Source organism: Streptomyces sp. SDT5-1, assembly GCF_052245995.1.
GTDB lineage: Bacteria > Actinomycetota > Actinomycetes > Streptomycetales > Streptomycetaceae > Streptomyces.
Genome location: NZ_CM125963.1, coordinates 8,399,323 through 8,420,918, shown reverse-complemented (window position 1 = coordinate 8,420,918; position 21,596 = coordinate 8,399,323). Strand labels below are relative to the sequence as shown.

Annotated in this window: 17 protein-coding genes; 11 read left to right on the top strand and 6 right to left on the bottom strand. The window is 72.2% G+C overall.

The window, feature by feature from the left end; all coding sequences use genetic code 11:
• Nucleotides 1–181: 181 nt before the first annotated feature.
• Nucleotides 182–769: an Rv1733c family protein gene (locus ACTWJ8_RS38815; RefSeq protein ID WP_356384848.1), complete on the bottom strand. Its 588-nt coding sequence runs from the start codon at nucleotides 767–769 to the stop codon at nucleotides 182–184.
• A gap of 245 nt (nucleotides 770–1,014) precedes the next feature.
• Here ACTWJ8_RS38815 and ACTWJ8_RS38810 point away from each other — a divergent pair, with 245 nt between their 5' ends.
• From ACTWJ8_RS38810 to ACTWJ8_RS38775, 8 genes are all read left to right on the top strand, one after another.
• Nucleotides 1,015–1,872, top strand: a complete 858-nt coding sequence (locus ACTWJ8_RS38810; protein WP_356384845.1) for a universal stress protein — start codon at nucleotides 1,015–1,017, stop codon at nucleotides 1,870–1,872.
• A gap of 100 nt (nucleotides 1,873–1,972) precedes the next feature.
• Nucleotides 1,973–2,863: a TIGR03619 family F420-dependent LLM class oxidoreductase gene (locus ACTWJ8_RS38805; RefSeq protein ID WP_443262114.1), complete on the top strand. Its 891-nt coding sequence runs from the start codon at nucleotides 1,973–1,975 to the stop codon at nucleotides 2,861–2,863.
• Nucleotides 2,864–2,974: 111 nt separating this feature from the next.
• Nucleotides 2,975–3,976, top strand: a complete 1,002-nt coding sequence (locus tag ACTWJ8_RS38800) for a LacI family DNA-binding transcriptional regulator (RefSeq protein WP_356384840.1) — start codon at nucleotides 2,975–2,977, stop codon at nucleotides 3,974–3,976.
• 187 nt (nucleotides 3,977–4,163) lie between these two features.
• On the top strand, nucleotides 4,164–5,555 hold the full coding sequence (locus tag ACTWJ8_RS38795; protein ID WP_356384838.1) for an ABC transporter substrate-binding protein: 1,392 nt from the start codon (nucleotides 4,164–4,166) through the stop codon (nucleotides 5,553–5,555).
• Nucleotides 5,556–5,591: 36 nt separating this feature from the next.
• Nucleotides 5,592–6,545, top strand: coding sequence for a carbohydrate ABC transporter permease (locus ACTWJ8_RS38790; protein ID WP_443262113.1), 954 nt, complete (start codon nucleotides 5,592–5,594; stop codon nucleotides 6,543–6,545).
• Nucleotides 6,546–6,574: 29 nt separating this feature from the next.
• The gene (locus tag ACTWJ8_RS38785) at nucleotides 6,575–7,450 is read left to right on the top strand and encodes a carbohydrate ABC transporter permease (RefSeq protein ID WP_443265124.1); all 876 of its coding nucleotides are present in this window, start codon (nucleotides 6,575–6,577) and stop codon (nucleotides 7,448–7,450) included.
• A gap of 33 nt (nucleotides 7,451–7,483) precedes the next feature.
• Nucleotides 7,484–9,106: a glycoside hydrolase family 13 protein gene (locus tag ACTWJ8_RS38780; RefSeq protein WP_443262112.1), complete on the top strand. Its 1,623-nt coding sequence runs from the start codon at nucleotides 7,484–7,486 to the stop codon at nucleotides 9,104–9,106.
• A gap of 244 nt (nucleotides 9,107–9,350) precedes the next feature.
• The gene (locus tag ACTWJ8_RS38775) at nucleotides 9,351–10,772 is read left to right on the top strand and encodes a PP2C family protein-serine/threonine phosphatase (RefSeq protein ID WP_443262111.1); all 1,422 of its coding nucleotides are present in this window, start codon (nucleotides 9,351–9,353) and stop codon (nucleotides 10,770–10,772) included.
• A gap of 33 nt (nucleotides 10,773–10,805) precedes the next feature.
• Here the strand turns inward: ACTWJ8_RS38775 and ACTWJ8_RS38770 are convergent, their stop codons facing one another.
• Complete coding sequence (locus tag ACTWJ8_RS38770; protein WP_356384829.1) at nucleotides 10,806–12,305, bottom strand: DNA-binding protein NsdB; 1,500 nt, start codon at nucleotides 12,303–12,305, stop codon at nucleotides 10,806–10,808.
• 234 nt (nucleotides 12,306–12,539) lie between these two features.
• Between ACTWJ8_RS38770 and ACTWJ8_RS38765 the strand changes: the two genes are divergently transcribed.
• Both ACTWJ8_RS38765 and ACTWJ8_RS38760 read left to right on the top strand, forming a co-directional pair.
• On the top strand, nucleotides 12,540–13,697 hold the full coding sequence (locus ACTWJ8_RS38765) for an aminoglycoside phosphotransferase family protein (protein ID WP_356384826.1): 1,158 nt from the start codon (nucleotides 12,540–12,542) through the stop codon (nucleotides 13,695–13,697).
• A gap of 349 nt (nucleotides 13,698–14,046) precedes the next feature.
• A complete protein-coding gene (locus ACTWJ8_RS38760; protein ID WP_443265122.1) occupies nucleotides 14,047–15,960 on the top strand; it encodes an N-acetylmuramoyl-L-alanine amidase in 1,914 nt (637 codons plus the stop codon).
• A gap of 20 nt (nucleotides 15,961–15,980) precedes the next feature.
• Here the strand turns inward: ACTWJ8_RS38760 and ACTWJ8_RS38755 are convergent, their stop codons facing one another.
• The gene (locus ACTWJ8_RS38755) at nucleotides 15,981–16,478 is read right to left on the bottom strand and encodes a hypothetical protein (RefSeq protein ID WP_356384823.1); all 498 of its coding nucleotides are present in this window, start codon (nucleotides 16,476–16,478) and stop codon (nucleotides 15,981–15,983) included.
• A gap of 52 nt (nucleotides 16,479–16,530) precedes the next feature.
• Complete coding sequence (locus ACTWJ8_RS38750) at nucleotides 16,531–19,413, bottom strand: ATP-binding protein (RefSeq protein WP_443262110.1); 2,883 nt, start codon at nucleotides 19,411–19,413, stop codon at nucleotides 16,531–16,533.
• 83 nt (nucleotides 19,414–19,496) lie between these two features.
• On the opposite strand from ACTWJ8_RS38750, the gene ACTWJ8_RS38745 reads away from it, so the two are divergent.
• A complete protein-coding gene (locus tag ACTWJ8_RS38745; protein ID WP_443262109.1) occupies nucleotides 19,497–20,264 on the top strand; it encodes a leucine-rich repeat domain-containing protein in 768 nt (255 codons plus the stop codon).
• Nucleotides 20,265–20,268: 4 nt separating this feature from the next.
• On the opposite strand, the gene ACTWJ8_RS38740 is transcribed toward ACTWJ8_RS38745, so the two are convergent.
• Complete coding sequence (locus ACTWJ8_RS38740; protein ID WP_443262108.1) at nucleotides 20,269–21,177, bottom strand: universal stress protein; 909 nt, start codon at nucleotides 21,175–21,177, stop codon at nucleotides 20,269–20,271.
• Between the two features lie 144 nt (nucleotides 21,178–21,321).
• Nucleotides 21,322–21,564: a DUF397 domain-containing protein gene (locus tag ACTWJ8_RS38735; RefSeq protein WP_356384811.1), complete on the bottom strand. Its 243-nt coding sequence runs from the start codon at nucleotides 21,562–21,564 to the stop codon at nucleotides 21,322–21,324.
• Nucleotides 21,565–21,596: the final 32 nt, after the last annotated feature.

Below are 21,596 nucleotides of genomic sequence, written 5' to 3'. Positions count from 1 at the left end.
TCGCGTCGTACGGACCGCGTCCTTGCGATACCTCGACCATGACGGTCCGCCGCCCGCGGGCCCAGGGGCCGAACGGCTCCCGCGCGGGGCCCTGTCGGCTCTCGCGATGGGCCTGTCGGCTCGCTGAGCAGGTGCTTTGCGGATCCCGCTGCGCCCGTTCGGTATCAGCAGCGAGCGGGCGCTACGCGTGCCGCCGGCTCCACTCCGGACCCACCCGGCGCCATTCGCGCTCCCAGTCGGCGAGCCTGCGCCGGTCGAGCACGCGGCGCAGCGCGAACCGGGTCAGCAGGGCGAGCGTCGCGGTGGTCGCGGTCACGAGGAAGGCTGCGGTGAGCGCGCGGGCCCAGATCGCCTCCGACCCCCACGGCTCGGTGGTGACACGGCCCCGCTGGTCGAGCCACACGGTGGCGCGGTCGCCCCGGTCGAGCCCGGCGGACACCGGCACGGTCCGCACCACGGTGTGCCGCCCGTCGTCGCTCCAGCGCACCTTGACGGGGTAGGTGACGGTGTTCTGCACGCCGCTCGACGACGGCACGTAGTCCGGGGCGTCCTCGACCAGTTCCGCCCGCACCTGCTGGCGCTGCGCCGCCTGGACGCGGGCGTGCGCGGCGGCGTCGGCGTGGGCGGCCCAGCCCGCGGCGGCGCCCGCGGCGGGCGCCACCAGGAGGGCGAGCAGTCCGAGCAGCAGGGCCGCCCACCCCTCGACCGCGTCCGACCCGCGCCGCAGGGGGTTGCCCTTGGCTTGCCTGAGCTTCTTGCAGGTCGTCATCGTCACCTCCCTGCCAGAGTAAGCCCACGCTCGCGCGGACGGGCGGCCCGGCACAGGGGCCGAACGGCCCACCGCCGAGGGCCGGTTCGCCTCTCCCCGCGCAGGTCGGGCCGGTGGGAGGGTCCCGGCAACCGGGGTACGCGAGCAGCCGATCCCGCCGTGCTCCACACGAGTGACCACCGCCCGGCGTGGAACCCGCACCGGAGGCACACCATCCGCGTCACCGTCATGGAGAGGTTCCCGTCATGACCAGTAGCCGCGTCCTGAGCGTCGGGACGGACGCTTCGCGCGAGAGCGTGCACGCCGCGGACTGGGCGGCCCGCGAGGCGCTGCGCCGAGGGCTGCCGCTGCGGCTCGTCCAGGCGTCGGGCACGGAGCGCCCCGCGCCCCGCGTCCCCGACGTCGATCTGCCCGGCCGGGGCGTGCTCGACGTGGTCGCGCTCCGACTCTCGTACGCCCATCCCGCTCTGGAGATCATCGCGAGGCGCCGCGCCGACCAGCCGGTGACGGCCCTGCTCGAGGCGGCCGAGGAGTCGGAGAGCCTGGTGCTCGGCTCGCGGGGCTTCACCGGCTACTCCGGCTTCCTGGTCGGTTCGGTCGCCCTCGCGGTCACGGCCCGGTCGACGCGCCCGGTGGTGCTCGTACGGGCGGGTGGCCTGCCCGAGGACGAACGGCAGGGCGCCGACTTCCGGCCGGTGCTCCTGGGCCTCGACGTGACGGCCCCCGCCGACGAACTCCTCTCGTACGCCTTCGAGGCCGCCGCCCTGCGCGGAGCGCCGCTGCACGTGCTGCACGCCTGGTCGCTGCCGCCGCTGCGCGGGATCCAGCCGGGCGGGGCGCGGCCGGGCGACGCGGCCCGCCAGGAGGACGGGCTGCGCGGGGCGCTGACGGAGGCGGTGCGGGCCTGGCGCTCGAAGTATCCGGAGGTGCCGGTCGAGGAGCGCCTCGTGTACGGGCAGCCGGGCCACCATCTCCTCAAGGCGGCCACCGGGGCGAGCCTGACGGTGGTGGGGCGGCGGACCGGCGTGCCGCATCTGGGGGCCACGGCGCACTCGGTGGTGCACCATGTGACCAGTCCGGTCGCGATCGTCCCGCACGGCTGACCGAGGCGCGCCCGCGCGGTCGTCGTCGCCGCGAGGCCCGGAATCGCCTGGTTCGCACGGCAATTCGACTCCGGGCCTCAAGATCAAAGAGACTCGCCGTATGCGATACGGCGTAAATCTTCTGAACTTCGGCTCCGGCATGACCCCCGAGCACCTGGTCCGGCAGGCCACGGACGCCCGGGACCTCGGCTACACCTTCGCGATGATCTCCGACCACATCGTGGTCACCCCGGACGTGCACTCCGTGTACCCGGCCCCGTTCTACGACCAGTTCACGCTGGCCGCGCACCTCGCGGGCCGGGTGCCGGGCCTGACGCTCGGCACCACGATCACGGTGATCCCCTACCGTCATCCGCTGCACACGGCGCGCCTGGCCGCCAACGTCGACCAGTTGAACGACGGCGGGTTCATCCTCGGCGCGGGTGTCGGCTGGTCCGCGGCCGAGTACCGGGTGCTCGGCGTCCCGTTCGAGGAGCGCGGCGCCATCACCGACGAGTACCTCACGGCGATCCGCGCCGCGTGGACCGAGGACCCGTGCACCTTCAAGGGCAAGTACGTCGAGTTCGAGGGCGTGCGCACCGGTCCCGCGCCCGCGACGGCGCCCAGCGTCCCGGTGTGGGTCGGCGGCGACTCCCCCGCCGCGCTGCGCCGGGCCGGGCGGCTCGGTGAGGCCTGGCACCCGTTCATGCCGACGGTCGCGAAGCTGCGCGCGCAGCTGCCGCGGGTGGCCGAGGAGGCGGAGAAGGCCGGCCGTCCCGTGCCGGAGTTCGCGCCGCGCATCCAGCTGATGATCGGTGAGCTGCCGGAGTCGGACGACCGTCCGCTGGGTCACGGCAGCATCGAGCAGATCAAGCGGGACGTGGCCACGCTCGAGGAGTTCGGGGCGACGCACATCCTGTTCGACAGCTACCCGGGCTCCCCGGAGGCCTGGCTCGGCCCGGACGAGGACCGGCGGATCCTGGAGCTGGTGAAGGAGAAGGTGCTCGGCTGACGCACCCTCACCGGCGACCGTGGCCTCGACACAGCATGATGCGGTGAAGGTCTTCGTGGATGTCTCCTTCACGCAAACCGACCGCAAGTTCTTGCGCTAATCTTGCGCTCCATGACGCGCAGACTTGCTCAGGTGGCGAAGAAGGTCGGGGTCAGTGAGGCCACGGTCAGCCGGGTGCTCAACAACAAGCCAGGGGTGTCGGAGGCGACGCGCCAGTCGGTGCTCACCGCCCTCGACGTCCTCGGGTACGAGCGGCCGACCCAGCTGCGCGGCGAACGCGCCCGCCTGGTCGGCCTCGTCCTCCCGGAACTGCAGAATCCGATCTTTCCCGCGTTCGCGGAAGTGATCGGGGGCGCGCTCGCCCAGCAGGGCCTGACGCCGGTGCTGTGCACCCAGACCAAGGGCGGCGTCTCCGAGGCGGACTACGTCGAGCTGCTGCTGCAACAGCAGGTGTCCGGCGTGGTGTTCGCGGGCGGCCTGTTCGCGCAGGGGGACGCGGAGCACGGCCACTACCAGCGGCTCGCCGAACGCCAGGTGCCCGTGGTGCTGGTCAACGCGGCCATCGAGCGGCTCGGTTTCCCGTGCGTGGCGTGCGACGACGCGGTCGCCGTGGAGCAGGCGTGGCGCCATCTGTCGTCGCTCGGCCATGAGCGCATCGGTCTGGTGCTCGGCCCCGACGACCACATCCCTTCGCAGCGCAAACTGTCCGCCGCCCGTGCGATGGAGGGCAGGCTGCCGGCGTCCGCCGTGGAGCGGGCGATGTTCTCCCTGGAGGGCGGGCACGCCGCGGCCGCCCGGCTCATCGACCGGGGCGTCACCGGCATCATCTGCGCAAGCGACCCCTTGGCGCTCGGGGCGGTGCGGGCCGCCCGCCGCGCGGGCCTTTCGGTGCCGGGCGACATCTCGGTGGTGGGCTACGACGACTCCGCGTTCATGAACTGCACCGAGCCCCCGCTGACCACCGTGCGCCAGCCGATCGAGGCCATGGGGCGCGCCGCCGTCGAGCTGCTGGTGGCGCAGATCCAGGGCGGCACGGTGCCGCCGGGTGAGCTGCTGTTCGAGCCCGAGCTGGTGGTGCGCGGCTCGACGGCGCCGCCGCCCGCGGCGTCGTAGGCCACGGCCCGAACTCCCCCGACCCGCCCGCCTGTTCATTTTTTGCGGAATACGCGCGACATCTTGCGCCCCTCGGTCGCCGGTGCTTGAGTGTGGCTCGCTCGGGCACCCCCGGTCCCACGACCGGGGGTGCCGCGGGCCTCCACGTTCCTGCCTGCACAGGCTCAGGCCCTGAGGGGACCCACCGATGAGAAGCACTTCCGTGACGCTCGTCGTCACCGCGTTCGCACTGGCCTCGCTCGCGGCCTGTGGCACCAGCAGCTCCGACAACGGTGAGGGGGCGGGCGGCGCGGGCACGAAGGCGGACGCCTCCGCGCCGCTCGACCCGAAGACCAAGGTCTCGCTGACCATCGACTGCATGCCGCCGAAGGCGAAGGCGGCCGAGCGGCGGCAGTGGATCGAGGACGTCAAGACGTTCAACGAGAAGTACCCGAACGTCACGATCGACGGGAAGTCCACCGCGGGCCAGTGCGAGGAGCCCGCCCGGTTCACCGCCGCGCTCAAGGCGAAGTCCCAGCCGGACGTCTTCTACACCTACTTCACCGATCTCCAGCAGGTGCTCGACAACGACGGCGCCGAGGACATCACCCCGTACGTCACCAAGAAGACCGTGCCGGCGCTCGACTCCATCGACCCGAACGTGCTCGGCGCGCTGAAGAAGGACAACAAGCTCTACGGCCTGCCCACCAGCAACTACACGATGGGCCTGCTCATCAACCGCAAGCTCTTCAAGAAGGCCGGACTCGACCCCGACAGGCCGCCGACGACCTGGGCCGAGGTGCGCACGGCCGCGAAGAAGATCGCGGGACTCGGCGGCGGCGTCGCCGGCTACGGCGAGTACAGCGCGGAGAACACCGGCGGCTGGCACTTCACGGCCACGATGTACGGGCTCGGCGGCGACGTCGTCTCCCCCGACGGCACGAAGGCCGCGTTCAACAACGCCACCGGCAGGCGGATCGCCCGGCAGCTGCACGACATGCGCTGGAAGGACGAGAGCATGGGCAGGACGCAGCTGCTGAAGTGGGGCGACCTCCAGAAGCAGATCGCGTCGGACAAGCTCGGCATGTTCCTCGCCGCGCCGGACGACGTGACGTACATGGTGCAGCAACTGGGCGCCGACTACGACAACTTCGGGATGGGCCCGATCCCCGGCGGCAAGGCCACCCTGTTCGGCGGCAACGACTACATGATCAAGAAGGGTTCCTCGCCCGACAAGATCAAGGCCGCCATCGCCTGGCTCAACTTCAAGACGCTCACGCCCGGCAAGGGCCAGTTCGACTGGGCGAGGACCAAGGAGGACAAGCTCCCGGTCGGCCTGCCGCAGCCGAACTTCTTCACCGGCGCCGTGAAGGCGGACGACCTCCAGTCGCGGACCAACAACGCGACCATGCCCGTACGGAACTTCGAGCCGTTCATGGCGAACCCGGTGCGCGGCAAGGCGGAGCCGCCGAAGGCGCAGGAGGTCTACAAGGTCCTCGACAACGTCATGTCGGGCGTCCTGACGAACAGGAACGCCGACGTCGACAAGCTCCTGTCCACCGCCGAGCAGCAGGTCAACCAGGTGCTGGCCAACCAGTAGGACGTCCCGCCGCCACCTGTGATCCGAGGAGTGACCATGTCGGCCCCGACGCTGCCCGCGAAGCCCCGGCAGTCCGCACCACCTCAGCGCAAGCACCCACGCACCACCTCCGGCGGCTCGTTCGCGCGCGCCGTGAAACGCAATGTCTCCGCCCACGGCTTCCTGATCGGCGCGGTGCTCTGCTTCTCCTTCTTCTCCTGGTACCCGATGGTCAGGGAGTTCCTGCTGGCCTTCCAGAAGACGAAGGACGGCCGCACCACCTGGGCCGGCTGGTCCAATCTCACGTACGTCCTCCACGACCCGGCCTTCTGGCAGGCGTGGCGCAACACGCTCCTGTTCACCGCCCTGGCCCTGCTCCTGGGCTTCGCCGTCCCGTTCCTCGTGGCGGTCCTGCTGAACGAGTTCCGGCACGGCCAGGGGTATCTGCGGCTGCTCGTCTATCTGCCGGTGATGCTGCCACCAGTCGCCTCGGTCCTGCTGTTCAAGTACTTCTACGACCCCGGATACGGCCTGTTCAACCGGATCCTCGGCGTCTTCGGGATCCCGGAACAGCAGTGGCTCCAGTCGACCGACACCGCCATGCTGTCCGTGGTCGTCGCGGCGACGTGGATGAACATGGGCGGCGCGACCCTCATCTACCTCGCCTCGCTCCAGGGCATCCCGGGCGAGCTGTACGAGGCGGCGGAGCTGGACGGCGCGGGCCTGTGGCGCAAGATCTGGCACGTGACGATCCCGCAGACGCGGCTGATCCTCTCGCTGATGTTCCTGATGCAGATCATCGCGACGATGCAGGTCTTCACCGAGCCGTTCCTGCTGACGAACGGCGCGGGCCCGGAGGGCTCGACCACGACCGTCGTCTATCTGATCTACCAGTACGCCTTCAACTTCAACAACTACGGCGGCGCGGCGGCCCTCGGCCTCGTCCTGCTCGTCCTGCTCGCGGCGTTCTCCGCGGTGTACGTGCGACTCAGCCGCTCCCAGGACGATTGAGGAGACCGCGTCCGATGGCCACCGATTCGATGCGCCCCCGCACCCTGATCTCCCCCGCCCAGCTCGGCAGGCGCCGCGGGAAGATCCTCTACTGGACCGTCCTCGGCGTCACCCTCGCCCTGTTCACGCTGGTCTTCCTCGGCCCGCTGTACTGGATGGTGACCGGTGGGCTCAAGACGACGGCCGAGATCGTGCAGTCCCCGCCGACCCTGGTGCCCGACAGCGTGCACCCGGAGAACTACCAGGCGGCCTGGGAGGTCATGGACCTCGCCAAGCTCCTGTTCAACACCCTCTACTACGCGTTCGGCGCGCTCGCCTTCCAGCTCGTCCTCGACGTGGCAGCGGCGTACTCGCTCTCCAAGCTCCGGCCGCTGTTCGGGAACGTCATCCTCGGCATGATGCTGGCGACGCTGATGATCCCGGCGACCGTGCTGGTCGTCCCGCAGTACCTGACCGTCCTCGACGTGCCGATCTTCGAGCGGAATCTGCTCAACAGCCCCTGGGCGATCTGGCTGCCGTCCGTCACGAACGCCTTCAACATCTTCCTGCTCAAGCGGTTCTTCGACTCGATCCCGCAGGAGTTGCTCGACGCGGCGTCCATCGACGGCGCCTCGTCGCTGCGCACGCTGCGCTCGGTGGTCCTTCCGATCTCCCGGCCGATCCTGGGCGTCGTCTCCATCTTCGCGGTGGTCGGTGTCTGGAAGGACTTCCTGTGGCCGATGCTGACGCTGCCCGACCCGGCGAAGCAGACCCTGAACGTGGGCATCTACTCGCTGTCCAACGGTGTCCCGCAGAACCAGCTGATCGCCGCGCTGACCATCGCGTCCGTGCCGACGCTGATCCTCTTCCTGCTCTTCCAGCGGAACATCATGAGCGGTCTGACCGCCGGCGGCCTCAAGGGCTGAGCCCGTCCCGCTGCCTCCCCTGTGACTCTTCCTGTGACCCTTGCGCGAAAGGACCCCTTCGTGGTGGCCGACGACTGGTGGCGCGGTGCCGCCATCTACCAGGTGTACGTCCGCAGCTTCGCCGACGGCGACGGGGACGGCACGGGCGATCTCGCCGGTGTCAGGTCCCGCCTGCCGTATCTGGCCCGGCTCGGCGTGGACGCCATCTGGTTCACCCCCTGGTACCGCTCGCCGCTCGCGGACGGCGGCTACGACGTGGCGGACTACCGGGCGATCGACCCGGCGTTCGGCACCCTCGCCGAGGCCGAGAAGCTGATCGCGGAGGCGCGGGACCTCGGCATCCGCGTGATCGTCGACGTCGTACCGAACCATGTGTCCGATCAACACCCGTGGTTTCAGGCCGCTCTGGCGGCGGGACCGGGCAGCCCGGAGCGGGAGCTGTTCCACTTCAGGCCGGGCCGCGGCCCGCACGGCGAGCTGCCGCCGAACAACTGGCCGTCCCAGTTCGCGGGCAGCACCTGGACCCGGGTGCCGGACGGCGAGTGGTACCTGCACCTGTTCACGCCGGAGCAGCCGGACCTCAACTGGGCGCACCCTGCGGTACGCCAGGAGCACGAGGACGTGCTGCGCTTCTGGTTCGAGCGGGGCGCGGCCGGCGTGCGCGTGGACTCGGCGGCGCTGCTCGCGAAGGATCCGACGCTCGCCGACGCGGAGCCGGACGACACGAGCGGCTATGTCGACCGCGACGAACTGCACGACATCTACCGCGCCTGGCGTGCCGTGGCCGACGCGTACGACGGCGTCCTCATCGGCGAACTGTGGGTCCCCGACCCCGAGCGGTTCGCCCGCTATCTGCGCCCCGACGAGCTGCACACCGCGTTCAACTTCGACTTCCTGACCCGGCCGTGGGACGCCGCCGAGCTGCGCGCGTCCATCGACCGCACGCTCGCGTACCACGCGCCGGTCGGCGCGCCCGCGACGTGGGTGCTGTGCAACCACGACGTGACCCGCACGGTCACCCGCTACGGCCGCGCGGACACCCGCTTCGACTTCGCCACGAAGCGCTTCGGCACCCCGACCGACCTGGGCCTCGGGCGGCGCCGCGCGCGTGCGGCGGCCCTGCTGTCCCTGGCCCTGCCGGGCTCCGTGTACCTGTACCAGGGCGAGGAGCTGGGGCTGCCCGAGGTGGAGGTCGACCCCGCGCGCATCCAGGACCCGATGCACGCCCGCTCGGGCGGCGTCGACCCCGGCCGCGACGGCTGCCGGGTGCCCCTGCCGTGGACCGCGCAGGGGCCGACGTACGGCTTCGGGGACACGGACACCGGGTCCGGCGCCCCGTGGCTGCCGCAGCCGCCCGGCTGGGGCGCGTACGCGGCCGAGGCCCAGGCGGACGACCCCCGCTCCATGCTCGCGCTGTACCGGAGCGCACTGCACCTGCGGGCATGCCAACCGGGTTTTCAGGGCCATGAGTTGGCGTGGCTCGACGCCGCCGATGACGTGCTCGCGTTCGCCCGCGGGGCCGGCCTGGTGTGCGTCGTGAACCTCTCCGCGGAGCCCGCCGCGCTGCCGCCGCACCGCGAGGTGCTGCTAACCAGCGACCCGCTCGACGGCGACGGTCGATTGCCGTCGGACACCGCGGTTTGGTTGCGTACGTAGGTTTGACTACGCCGATCGACGGGGCACGGATGACCGTACGTATGAACGCGGCATACGCCTGCACCGTGCACCCGTTCGAGCAGTGGCCACGAACGAGGGCCTCCGGAGGACAAGGGCATATGCCACAAGCACCACCGCATCGTGTATGGCCAAATCCCTTACGGGCCAACGCGGCCTGTGCCAAAGTCTTTAGCGGTCCTTCCGTCAGCCCTGGCCACCAGTGCCCGCATCGGAGAGTCTCCTCATGCCGCCCCATGCCTTCGCGGACCGCCCCGCCGGCCAACCGCCGGAGCGCGGCACCGTCGACGCGCTGATCTCACAGACGCGCCGACTGCTCGGCGACGTCGACGCGGTGCGCCGGGAATCGGTGATGACGGACGAGGCCGACCCCGAGTCCCGCTGGCAGCGCGCCCTGTACGAGCTCGCGGTGCACCAACTCAGCGACCTCGACCGGCACTTGGCACAACTGCGGGAGGGCCCCGCCCCCTTGGCGGGACTGCCCTCCCAGCGTGTCACCGCGCCGCCCGCCGAGCCCGGATCCCTGCTGAGCCGGGTGGGCAGCGCCGAATGGGACCTGCTCACCGACGAGGCCACCTGGTCCGCCGAGCTGTACCAGATCCTCGGCCGTGACCCGGCCGCCCCCGCGCTGACGCTCGACGAGCTGCCCGCGCTCGTGCACGCCGACGACCAGCCGAAGCTGACCGCGATGGTCACCGACTGCCTCATCGACGGCAAGCCGATGGACGGGGAGTTCCGCGTCGTGCGCCCGGACGGGACCGTGCGCACGGTGCACATGATGGGCGAGCCCGTGCTCGACGCCGACGGCGCGACCGCCTCGATGTGGGCGGTGCTGCGTGACGTCAGCGAGCTGCGCCGCAGCCAGCGCGCGGTGAGCGAGACCCGTGACTCGCTCCAGCGCCAGCGGCACATCGCGCAGACCGAGCACCGGCTCGCGGTCGAGTTGCAGGAGGCCGTGCTGCCGCCGTGGCGTGGCTCCCTGCGGCTCCCGCACAGCGGGCCCGGCGGGCTCGACCTCGCCGCCCAGTACTTCCCCTCCTCCGTCGGCAACCTCGTCGGCGGAGACTGGTACGACGCGCTCGAACTGCCGGGCGGCCACACCCTGTTGACCGTCGGCGACCTCACCGGGCACGGCGTGGCCGTCACCTCCGGCATGGCGATGCTGCTCGGCGCGGTGCGCGGCATGGCCCTGTGCGACACCCCGCCCGGCGAGCTCCTCGGCTCCCTCAACCACCTCCTCGACTCCTCCGTGCAGCCGGCCCTCGGCAGCGCCCTGTGCTGCCGGTACGACCCGGCGGCCCGCACACTGGCGTGGGCGCAGGCGGGACACCCCGCCCCACTGCTGTTCCGTGACGGGACGGGGCGTGCGCTCACGCCTCCCGAGGGTGTCCTGCTCGGTGCCACCTCCGGCGCCGTCTACGGGCAGGCCGAGGAACCACTGCGCACAGGGGACCTGTTGGTCCTGTACACGGACGGCCTCGTGCCGCGGCGCGGCGAGACCGCCTCCGCGGGCCGGCTGCTCGCGCTTGCGGGTCCGCTGACCGGGGCCCGAGACGCGCAGGACTGCGTGCGCGTGCTCCGGGAGGAGTTCGGTCGGGGCGAGCGCGAGGACGACGCCTGTGTCCTCGTCGCCAGGATCGGTTCCTGACGCCGTACATATGGCTGTGTGCAGTGCCCGGGACTACGCCTGGACGCGCTTGCCCGTCGCCCTCGGCAGCGCCAGCTTGATCTCCTGACGCAGGTCGTCGATCTTCGGGTAGTCCGCGTACTGCCCGGTGAGCCGGTACATCTCGCGCAGCCGGTCCCACGTGCGGTGCGAGGAGTTGGAGCCCATGGAGTTGAGCGCCAACCGCGCGTACCTGTCCGCCTGTTCGGGGTCGTCGGCGATGAAGCAGGCCGAGGCCATCGACAGGTGGTCGAAGATCTTCGAACGGTCCCGGCCGCCGGCGCGCAGCGCGAGGGCCTCCTGGGCGTGCCGCTGCGCGATGACCGCCGCGGACGGGTCGTGCTCGGCGAGGGTGCGGTAGGCCAGGGCCTGCATGCCGTGCAGGTCCGCCTCGTCGAACATCTGCATCCAGCTCGGCGGCGGCACATCGCCCTTGTCGGAGACGAACAGCTCCTCCGCCTGGCCGAGGGTGCGGCGCATCGCCTGGCCCTTGCCCAGGGACGCCTGTGCCCAGGCCTCGATGGTGCAGAGCATCGCCTTGGTGCGCGGCAACACCTGGTCGCCGGAGCCGGACTTGGCGAGCTTCATGAGGTCGAGCGCCTCGCCCGGCGCGCCGAGGTGGATCTTCTGGCGGGCGGCCCGCGAGAGCGCCTCCCCGGCCCGCGGCCGGTCGCCGCCCTCGCGCGCGGCGTGCGCGGCGATGACGAAGTACTTCTGCGCCGTGGGTTCGAGGCCCACGTCGTGGGACATCCAGCCCGCGAGGACCGCCAGGTTGGCGGCGACGCCCCACAGGCGCCGCTGCAGGTGGTCGGGGTGGCGGTAGGAGAGCATGCCCCCCACCTCGTTGAGCTGACCCACGACCGCCTTGCGCTGGAGCCCGCCGCCGCGGGAGGCGTCCCAGGCACGGAACACCTCGACCGAACGCTCCAGTTCCTCGATCTCCTGGGAACCGATGGGTGCGGCCTCGTAGCGGTCGAACCCAGCCGGGTCGGCGTTGGCTGGGGAGGACAGCGGATCGTCGGTACGGGGGGCGTCGGCCGCGAGGGCCGGATCGGTGTGCAGCCAGTCGTGCATGGCGCTGCTGAGTGCTGAGCCTGCGGCGAGCGCGGCACCCGCGCCCACCAAGCCGCGTCGGTTGAGCATGAGGTCCATTCCCGTGAATTCGGTGAGGACCGCCGCTGTCCGCTCGGGCGCCCACGGCACTCCGTCGGGGCCCTGTTGCTCCGGGCCGCCGCCTTGCCGTTTCCCTACGCGCCCGTGTCGGACGAGACCGAGGTCCTCGATGGTCACGACACGGCCGAGTCGCTCGGTGAACAGCGCCGCCAGCACCCGGGGCACCGGATCGCGCGGGATCTCTCCCATGTCGATCCAACGCCGCACCCGCGAGGTGTCGGTCGCCAGCTGCGCGTGGCCCATGGCCGCTGCCTGCCGGTTGACCAGTCTCGCGAGTTCGCCCTTGGACCAGCCGGCCAGGCCGAACAGGTCGTTCAGGCGGGTGTTGGGTTGTCCGTTCACGTAAGCCCCCAGGTTCTCGGCTGAAATCGACAGTAGCCCTCTGTCAGTTGCAGGGCGACTATTCGCCAGGGTTCGCCAGGGTGCGCCAGCTGTTGTGCTCTTGGGCGCCTGGTGTCAGGTAGGAGTGCGCCACCCCGACCCGGTCGCCGCGGGGCATTCCCCAGGGTGTACCGCATCGGCCGGGCCGGGTCGGCGCAGGCAACTCACTGGCACACGAAGGGATCTGTTTCGCCCATGTACGCAGCATCGTCCTCCGTGTCCGCCCCGCCCCGGCCGCTGCGCCCCGCCCGCCCGGCGGTCGGCGGGAGCGGCCCGTACCTCGACCCCGTGCGGCCCGCGACCCAGGCGCTCGGTGGCGTCACGCGGCCGCGTCGCGCCCCGGGGATCGGCACGCAACCGCTCAGCGGGAGACTCGACTTGTCCGGCCCTCAGGGCGCCCAGCTGCGCACGGCGATCGCGTCGGTGCACCGGATCTGCCCGGAGTTCCATCCGGTGCAGGTGCTGCGCCGCTCCCCGCGCTCCGTCCTCATCGTCGGTACGACGGGACGCAGCACCGCCGTGGCGAAGTGTTTACTGGACCACGCGCCCACCTACACCTCGCGGATGCGGCACGAGATAGCCGCGTACCGCTCGTTCGTCCGACACCGGCCCCCGGTGCGGGCGCCCCGGCTCATCGCCGCGGACCCCGACAACGGGACGCTGGTGATCGAGCGGATGCCCGGCCGGGTGGCGGCCCTGCAGCGCCACCCGGTCGAGGCTCCGCCGCGGGCGGACGTGCGCGCCGCGCTCGGCGCGATCTGCCGGCTCAACCAGTGGCGGCCGCCGGCGGGCACCTTCGACGCCCCGCTGGACTACGCGGCGCGGATCAACCGCTTCCATGAGCTCGGTCTGCTGACCGACCGGGACATGGGCGACCTCCAGAAGCTGCTGCACGGGATCGCGCACACGGCGGGCCGCGGCGGGATGGGCCAGTTCTGTCACGGCGACGCCCTGCTGTCGAACGTGCTGCTCGCGCCCACGGGTCCGGTGCTCGTCGACTGGGAGCACGCGGGCTGGTACCTACCGGGGTACGACCTGGCGACGCTGTGGTCGGTGCTGGGCGACGCCCCGGTGGCGCGGCGTCAGATCAGCCAGCTCGCGCAGTCGGGCGGTCCGGCCTCGCGCGACGCGTTCCTGGTCAACCTGATGCTCGTACTGACCCGGGAGATCCGGACGTACGAGACGGCCGTGCAGCGTTCGCTGCGCGAGGAGGCCCCGGCGGCGGCATCGGCGGGTCAGGCCCACCCCGGTGCGGCGCCGTCCGGCGAGGAGCAGCGGCTGTTGCTGCGCCGCCTGCACGACGACTGCAACATGGCCCGCAAGGCGGTGCGGGCGGCGGTCGGCACTCGCTGACGGGGGAAGAGGATCCGCGGGGCGGCCCAGGAATCGGGCCGCCCCGCGGATCTTTGCGTGCGGCCGCTCATTGGTGCACACCACTGACGCGCCGCAGGCGGTCGCACCACCGTCGGCGAAAGCTCCGCACACGCCCGCTGACTTGGGAAATCCGGGGGAATCATCGCTGTGCACCGCATGATTGACGGATCGTCGGCGAGCCGATAGCACTGACCCACCGTCGGCCCGCAGGCACCGCACGGCAACCCGATCCCGGCGTTCCCAGGAGGCACCGTTGCACCGGTCCAACCGTTCCCTCGTTGGCAGACGTACCAATCGATCCCGCGGCGCCCTGGCGGCCGGCGGCACGGTGGGTGTGGCGGCGCTGCTGCTGCCGCTGCTCGGCGCCGCTCCGCCCGGCGCTCGCGCGGAGGACTCCTCGGGCCGGCTGCAGAGCGCGTTCGCCGCGGCGGCGGCCGAGTACAGGGTTCCGCAGAGCGTGCTCCTCGGGGTGTCGTACCTCCAGTCGCGCTGGGACTCCCACGACGGGGCGCCGAGCGTCAGCGGCGGTTACGGCCCCATGCATCTGACCGACGCCCGCACCGCGCTGAAGAAGGCGGTGGGGCACAGCCATGCGGAGGGCGACGCGCGCGGCGACGACTCGCGGGCGCCGCTCAGGGCGACGAAGGCCGTCCCGACGAACACCGAACTCCCGGCGCGACTGCGGACGTTGCCGCGCGCCGCGAAACTCACCGGGCTCCCGGCCGAGCGGTTGCGCGAGGATGCGGCGGCGAACGTGCGCGGTGGCGCCGCCCTCCTCGCCGCCGCCCAGAAGCAGCTCGGCAGGCCGCTGAGCGAGCGGCCCTCGGACTGGTACGGGGCGGTCGCGAAGTTCTCCGGGGCGGACGACGCGGCGACGGCGGGCACGTACGCGAACGATGTGTTCGCGGTGATCAGGGACGGCGAGCGGCGCACCACCGACGCCGGGCAGAAGGTGACGCTGGCCGCGCAGCCGGGCGTCGAGCCGCAGTCCGCGCAGATCGAGCGGATGGGCCTGCGCCGCGCCGACGCGGGCGGCACCGAGTGCCCGAAGACGGTGTCGTGCGAGTGGATCCCGGCGCCGTACGAGGAGTTCGGCGACGGCGACTACGGCAATCACGATCTGGCGGACCGGCCGAAGGACCAGAGCATCGACTACATCGTCATCCATGACACGGAGGCGACGTGGGAGCAGACGCTGAAGCTGGTGCAGGACAAGACGTACCTGGCGTGGCACTACTCGCTGCGCTCGACGGACGGGCACATCGTGCAGTCCATCAAGAACAAGGACGTCGGCTGGCACGCGGGCAACTGGTACGTCAACGCGAAGTCGATCGGCCTGGAGCACGAGGGTTTCCTCGCGCAGCCGGACTCCTGGTACACGGAGGAGATGTACCGGTCGTCGGCGCGCCTGGTGAAGTACCTCTCCAAGAAGTACGGCATTCCGCTGGACCGGCAGCACATCCTGGGCCATGACACGGTGCCAGGACCGACGACGTCGACGATCAGGTCGATGCACACGGACCCGGGCCCGTACTGGGACTGGTCGCACTACTTCGCGCTGATGGGCAAGCCGTTCCACCCGACGGCCGGGCCGAACGGCGGCCTGGTCACCATCGCCCCGCAGTTCGAGCTGAACCGGCTGGAGTTCACGGGCTGCGAGAAGGCGGGTGTGCCGTGCGCGCCGCACGGGTCGAGCGCGGTGCGGCTGTACGCGGAGCCCAGCGAGGACGCCCCACTGATCAAGGACATCGGGCTGCGTCCCAACGGGGACCCGTCGACGATCGACGTGAACGACATGGCGTCGCGGGTCTCGGCGGGCCAGCAGTACGCGGTCGCGGAGCGCAGGGGCGACTGGACGGCGATCTGGTACCTGGGGCAGAAGGCGTGGTTCAAGAACCCGGTCCCGCTGCCGACCGCCGTGCACGCCAAGGGGCTTGTGGTCACGCCGAAGCCGGGCGCGAGCGAGGTCCCGGTGTACGGGCGGGCCTACCCGGAGAAGGATGCCTACCCGTCGAACATCACGCCGCAGGCCGTCTCACCGCTGCCGTACAAGCTCCTGGCGGGCCAGCGGTACGCGACGGGCGGGACGACCACGGGCGAGTACTTCTACTCCCCCACGTTCGACACGACGTCGCACCGCGTGGTGAAGGGCAAGGACGTGTACTACGAGATCCAGTTCGGCCACCGCGTCGCGTGGGTGCGGGCCGCCGATGTGCGGGTGCTGCCGTCGAACGCGTCCTGAGGGACTGACGTGCGCGCTGCTCAGGCCTGCTGGAACAGCTCCGCCGGGAGCGGCTTGAGCAGCGCGTACAGGTCGTCCGTGATCGGGCGGTCCCAGGACGCGATCGTCACCAGGACGTTGTCGCTGCGGTCGAACTGCACGCAGGAGATCCGGGTCTCGGAGAGCTTCAGGCGGCGCACCACGAGGAGGTTGTCACCCTGCATCACCGGGACGTCCTCCACGTCGGTGACGGTGACCTCCTCGTCGTTCTCGAGCGCCAGCAGGAGCTGGGCGACCTCGAAGGGGATCTCGCCCTCGCCGACCTCGCGGGCCGGGGAGCCCTCGGGCAGGTTTCCGATGACCATCGCGGGGCCGCGGCCGCCGAACAGGTCGTAGCGCAGGAACACGCCCTGGCAGGTTCCGTCGGGGGCGGGCAGCAGACCGGCTCCCAGGTTGCCCGGCCAGTCGCCCGGGTCCATGGCCAGGACGTCGAAGTCGGGACCCGCGGGGGTCGCTGCGCGGCGGCGGAGGAAGGACATGCGCCCCATGGTACGTCCACGCCGCGCGTGGGCCCGGCCAGGGTCGCCGTCGCTACTCCCCCAGCGCGGCCGCGAGACCCTTCGCGTCCGTGCCCAGCTTCCGGTACGCCGCCGACAGGAGCCCGACCACCGTCGGCTCGTCCGTGCGCAGCTCGGCGGCGACGTCCGCCGGGCACAGGCCGCGGGCGGCGTGGCGGGCCGCGGCGCGTTCGCGGGCGGTGAGCGTGTCGGTGACGGCGCCGTGCAGGGGGCGTGGTCGCACTCCCGCCGCGGCCAGTTCGTCGCGGGCCTGCTGGGCGAGGCCGTCGGCGCCGCAGCCGACGGCCGTGTCGAGCCCCCGGTAGAGGTGGTCGGCGGCGTCCTTGGCGCGACCCTTGCGGCGCAGCTCCGCGCCGAGGGCGACGAGCGAGCGGGCCAGTTCGTAGCCGGCGGGTGAGCGTTCCAGGTGGGCGACGGACTCCTCGAGGACCTTGACGCGCTCGGCGCCGGGCGACACCTCGGCCACGGTGCGCAGGGCCTGTCCGATGGCGGAGGGCGCCCCGTAGTGGCGGGCCCGCTCGACGGCGTCCTCGGCGAGGGCGAGGGCCCGCTCGGGCGCGACGGGTGCCTCGGCGCGGGCAAGGTGCAGCTGCCAGGGGCACCAGGCGGGGTTGCGCATGCCGCGCGGGTCGAGGCGGCGGCCCGCGGCGGCGAGTTCCTCCGCCGCGTCCTCGGTGCGGCCGAGGGCGAGCAGGAGTTCCCCGTACACGGTCTGGGCGTCGGGGAAGACGACGGCGGCGGGGAACGGCGGCCCGAACGCGTGCGCGTCCGCCACCTCCTTGGCCTCGGTTGCCCGTCCGCGCGCGAGCAGCACCTCGACGAGGGTGCCGACGGCGTACCAGTGGGCGGGGGTGCCGGGTCCGACGCGGCGGGCGAGGCGCAGGCCCGCGCGGACGAAGTCCTCGGCCTCGGCGAGCCGCCCGCGCCGGTAGCGGATGTAGCCGAGGAGCGTGTACGCGAAGGAGAGGTGGGCGCCGCGCCAGCCTGCCTGCTCGAAGTCGGCGATGCCCTCGACGAAGAGTTCCTCGGTGCGGCCCGGCCGGTCGGCGTAGAGGAAGGCCATGGCGACGAGGACGGGGACCTCGAAGCCGCGGTCCTCGTCGGCGGCCCAGCGCAGTCCGCCGGCGAGGGCGCGCTCGGCGTACCTGATGACGGTGTCGGCGGGTTCGCCGCGCAGGGTGGCGTCCCAGGTGCGCAGGCCGATGATGTACCGCTCGGTGAGGTCGCGTCCGGTGAGCCGGTCGGCGAGTTTGGCGAGGCGCCGGGAGCGGGCCGGGGAGTCGGGTTCGTCGGCGCGGAAGGCGTCCCACATGAACTGTTCGGCCTGCATGCGCAGGCGGACGCGGGGGTCGTCGGTGAGGCGGATCTCGCGGGCGAGGGTCTCGGACGCCTCGGCGAGCCGGTCGGTGTGGGCGAGGACTTGGGAGAGGCGGTAGACGATGCCGTGCCGCAGGGCGGGGTCGGTGATGGGTTCCTCGAGGGCGGCGCGCAGGTGGTTGACCGTGGTGGCGGGCTCGGTGAGCAGGGAGGCGCTGCCGAGTTCGTAGAGGACGGCGGCGCGGTCGTCGAAGGCCGGGGGTTCGCGCAGGGCGCGGGCGAGGTAGCGGCGGGCCGCGTCGGGGGCGCCCGCGCGGACGGTCTCCGCGGCGGCGGCGCGCAGTTGCCGCACCACCCACGGGTCGCCTTCGGGGTGGGTCTCCAGGAGGTGCCGGGCGGCGGCGATGGGGCCGAGGCCCGCGTCGAGGACGGTCCAGGCGGCCTGTCCGTGCAGGGCGACGCGGACGCCGCCGGGGATGGCGCGGTAGACGGCGGTGGCGATGAGCGGGTGGACGAATTCGAGGGCGTCGACGCCCTTGAGGACGCGGGCCGTGCGGAGCCGGTCGATGGCGTCGGCGGCGTCCTCGGAGCCGAGCCCCGCGACGTTCGCGGCGAGTTCGGGGGCGATCTCGGTGCCGAGGACGGCGCAGGCCCAGGCGAACCGGACGGTGGTGGCGCCGAGGCGTTCGATGCGGGCGACGAGTCCGCTGCCCTTGGCGGCGGCGGCGAGGTCGCGCAGCAGGTGGGCGCCGTTCTCGGTGGGGACGAGGCCGCGGTCGCGGACCTTCGCGGTCAGCTCGACGGCTTCGAAGGGGTTGCCGGCGGTGACGGCCCAGCACTCGCGGCAGAACGCGTCGTCGGCGTGGCCGCCGAGGGTGTCGCGGACGAGTCCCGCGATGGCGGTGGCGCTGAGCGGTTCGAGGCCGAGGGCGCGGTGTCCTGAGCGTCCCGGCAGTCCGCGCAGGGCTTCGGCGTGGTCCGGGAGCTCTTCGGGGCGGTAGGCGACGACGAGCAGCAGCGGCAGTTCCTCGGCTCGTGGCGCGAAGGCGGCGAGCCAGCTCAGGGACTCGGGGTCGGCCCAGTGGGCGTCGTCGAGGACGAGGACCATGGGCGCCTGCTGGACGGCGAGGTGGGTGAGGACCCAGTCGAGGCCGTCGCGCAGGCCCTGCGGGTCGGGTGGCGCGCCCTCGGTGGGCGCGCACAGGCCGAGGGCGGGGCCCACGATCGCGTACCAGCTGCCGAGGGTGGCGCGCAGATCGGCGGCGGAGGCGCCGGCGAGGCGGGGCTGGAGGAGCTGGCGCGCCACGTGGAAGGCGACGCCCTGTTCCTGCTCGCCGCCGCGGGCGTAGAGGACGGTGCAGCCCTTGGCGGCGGCCTTGCGGCGGACCTCGGCGAGGAGGCTGGTCTTGCCGAGGCCCGCGGCGGCGGCGACGGCGAGCAGCGCGCCGTGCGGCCGGTCGGGGGGTTCGGCGCCACTCCGGGGCAGCCCGGTCAGCTCGTTCAACACCACGTCCACCGCGGCGAGTTCACCGTCCCGCTCGAACAGTTTCCGCCTGCCCCGGCCATCGCTCCGCACCATGGCGCACCCCCACCCGCGGAGCGGTCGCGCACCGCGGTTTCCAGGCCCCTCAGCGTACGCCGGGGCGCCTCCGCCGGAGCGTGATGCGCGAATTCCGGTTCCGCCCGGGACCGCTAGGGTTCGGGCCCGTGGAGACGACTGTGCTCAACTACTGGCAGGACGGCCTCGACGCCGTGCCCGACGAGGTGTGGCGGCATGCCGCCCTGGAGGTGCTGCTGCTTCCCGACAATCGGCTGACCCACCTCTCCGGTCGCATCGGTGCGCTGTCCCGTCTGCACACGCTGGACCTCGGGCACAACCGGTTGACGTCCGTCCCCGCCGAGCTGGGTGATCTCAGCGCTCTGACCCGGTTCCTATATCTGCACGACAACCGGCTCACCGTGCTGCCGGAGTCGCTGGGCTCGCTCGACCGGCTCGCGTATCTGAATGTCGGCGAGAACCGGCTGACCCGGTTGCACTCGACGCTGGGCTCGATGGCCGGGCTCGTGGAGCTGCGGGCGCAGCACAACCGGCTCGACGCGCTGCCGGAGAGCGTCGGTGGGCTCGGGGCGCTGCGGGAGCTGTGGCTGCGCGGAAATCGGCTCGCCGCGCTTCCTGCGTCGGTCGGGGGCCTCGCGGAGCTGCGGGAGCTGGAGCTGCGGGACAACGCGTTCGACGCGGTGCCGGAGGCGCTGCGCGGGCTGCCCCGGCTGCGCCGTCTCGATCTGCGGAGCAATCGACTGCGCGAGGTGCCGGGGTGGCTGGCGGAGCTGCCGTGCCTGGAGAAGCTCGACCTGCGGTGGAACGCGGTGCGGATCGCGCCCGGCCTGCTCGACGAGCTGACCGGGCGCGGGTGCGTCGTGCTGCGCTGAGCGCTCAGTCGGCCTCGGGCGGCACCACCGCCACGGGGCTCGCGGCGTGCAGGAGCGCCGCGTGGGTGACCGAGCCGAGCATGGGCGCCGGGCGGGTCAGACGGCGGCGGTGGCGGCCGACGACGAGGAGTTCCGCGTCGCGCGAGTTCTCGACGAGGTGGCCCGCCGCGTCGCCCGGAACCACCCGAACCTCAACCTCAACTTTAGGGTGAGACTCGCGCAGCTCGGCGAGGGTCTCATCGGCCACTCGAAGCGTGTCGCGCTCCGTCGCCTCCTGGTCGACGGTCGTGGGCGTGAAGTCCCCGTACGCCGTCCAGGCCAGGACCGGCCACGGGTAGGCGACGACGACCTGCACCCTGGCGCCGGTGCGGGCCGCGTGCGCGAAGGCGTGGGCGAGCGTGGCGTGGTCCGGTTCGTCGATCTTCAGGCCGACCACGACGCGCGGCCCCGGCGCGGGCTCGGCGTCCCCGTGCACCTCGCGCCCCGGCGGCGGGACCACGACCACCGGGCACGCTGCGTCACGTGCCACCGCCACGCTGTTCGAGCCGAGCAACAGACCCGCGAAGCCGCCGCGTCCGCGCGAGCCGAGGACCAGGAGCTGCGCCTCCGCGCTCATCTCGGACAGGACCACGGCCGGCAGCCCGGTCCTGCTGATGAACTCCAGGGGCGGCAGTCCCTCGCGCCCCTCCAGGTTCTTGCGCAGCTCCGCGAGCACGCTGTCGTTCTCGGGCTCCTCGTCGAAGTCGGCCACGAGCACGTCGGCCTGGAGGAAGGGGGCGTACTGCCGCACGTGCACGACGCGCAGTTCCGCCTCGCGCCTGGCCGCTTCGGCGAGCGCCCACTCCAGGGCGCGGAGGCTGTCGTCGGAGCCGTCCACCGCGGCGAGGACGGGCTGCTGGTGCGGGCTTGCCATGATCTGTTCGCCTCCGACACTGGGCGCGTCGCCGCGCCCTCATTGACCGGCTGTTCCTGTGGCCAGCGTCGCAAATGCGCAGACCACAGGACAGGGCCGGAGGTCCCGTGTCGGAACCGTGTCGGTAAACAGGCCGGAAGGCGACTACGTCAGGTCGAACTCGCCCTCGCGGGCGCCACTCACGAACGCTCCCCACTCGGCGGGCGTGAAGATCAGGGACGGGCGATCGGGCCGTCCGCCGTTGCGCATCGCGATGAAGCCCTCGACGAAGGCGATCTGGACATCGCCCCGGCCCCCGCTGCTGGACCGCCAGTCCGCGTTGCTGAGATCCAGGTCCGGCTTCTCCCACCCCATGAGCGGGTGCTGGTCGATGGTGCTCTCGGCCACGTCCGTGCTCCTCCCGGTTCGTCGTCCGTGCG

Bases quoted from the DNA above. Each gene is read 5' to 3' on its own strand.
- ACTWJ8_RS38815 (WP_356384848.1), bottom strand. From the start codon at position 769: ATGACGACCTGCAAGAAGCTCAGGCAAGCCAAGGGCAACCCCCTGCGG.
- ACTWJ8_RS38810 (WP_356384845.1), top strand. From the start codon at position 1,015: ATGACCAGTAGCCGCGTCCTGAGCGTCGGGACGGACGCTTCGCGCGAG.
- ACTWJ8_RS38805 (WP_443262114.1), top strand. From the start codon at position 1,973: ATGCGATACGGCGTAAATCTTCTGAACTTCGGCTCCGGCATGACCCCC.
- ACTWJ8_RS38800 (WP_356384840.1), top strand. From the start codon at position 2,975: ATGACGCGCAGACTTGCTCAGGTGGCGAAGAAGGTCGGGGTCAGTGAG.
- ACTWJ8_RS38795 (WP_356384838.1), top strand. From the start codon at position 4,164: ATGAGAAGCACTTCCGTGACGCTCGTCGTCACCGCGTTCGCACTGGCC.
- ACTWJ8_RS38790 (WP_443262113.1), top strand. From the start codon at position 5,592: ATGTCGGCCCCGACGCTGCCCGCGAAGCCCCGGCAGTCCGCACCACCT.
- ACTWJ8_RS38785 (WP_443265124.1), top strand. From the start codon at position 6,575: ATGCGCCCCCGCACCCTGATCTCCCCCGCCCAGCTCGGCAGGCGCCGC.
- ACTWJ8_RS38775 (WP_443262111.1), top strand. From the start codon at position 9,351: ATGCCGCCCCATGCCTTCGCGGACCGCCCCGCCGGCCAACCGCCGGAG.
- ACTWJ8_RS38765 (WP_356384826.1), top strand. From the start codon at position 12,540: ATGTACGCAGCATCGTCCTCCGTGTCCGCCCCGCCCCGGCCGCTGCGC.
- ACTWJ8_RS38755 (WP_356384823.1), bottom strand. From the start codon at position 16,478: ATGTCCTTCCTCCGCCGCCGCGCAGCGACCCCCGCGGGTCCCGACTTC.
- ACTWJ8_RS38750 (WP_443262110.1), bottom strand. From the start codon at position 19,413: ATGGTGCGGAGCGATGGCCGGGGCAGGCGGAAACTGTTCGAGCGGGAC.
- ACTWJ8_RS38745 (WP_443262109.1), top strand. From the start codon at position 19,497: ATGCGCGAATTCCGGTTCCGCCCGGGACCGCTAGGGTTCGGGCCCGTG.
- ACTWJ8_RS38740 (WP_443262108.1), bottom strand. From the start codon at position 21,177: ATGGCAAGCCCGCACCAGCAGCCCGTCCTCGCCGCGGTGGACGGCTCC.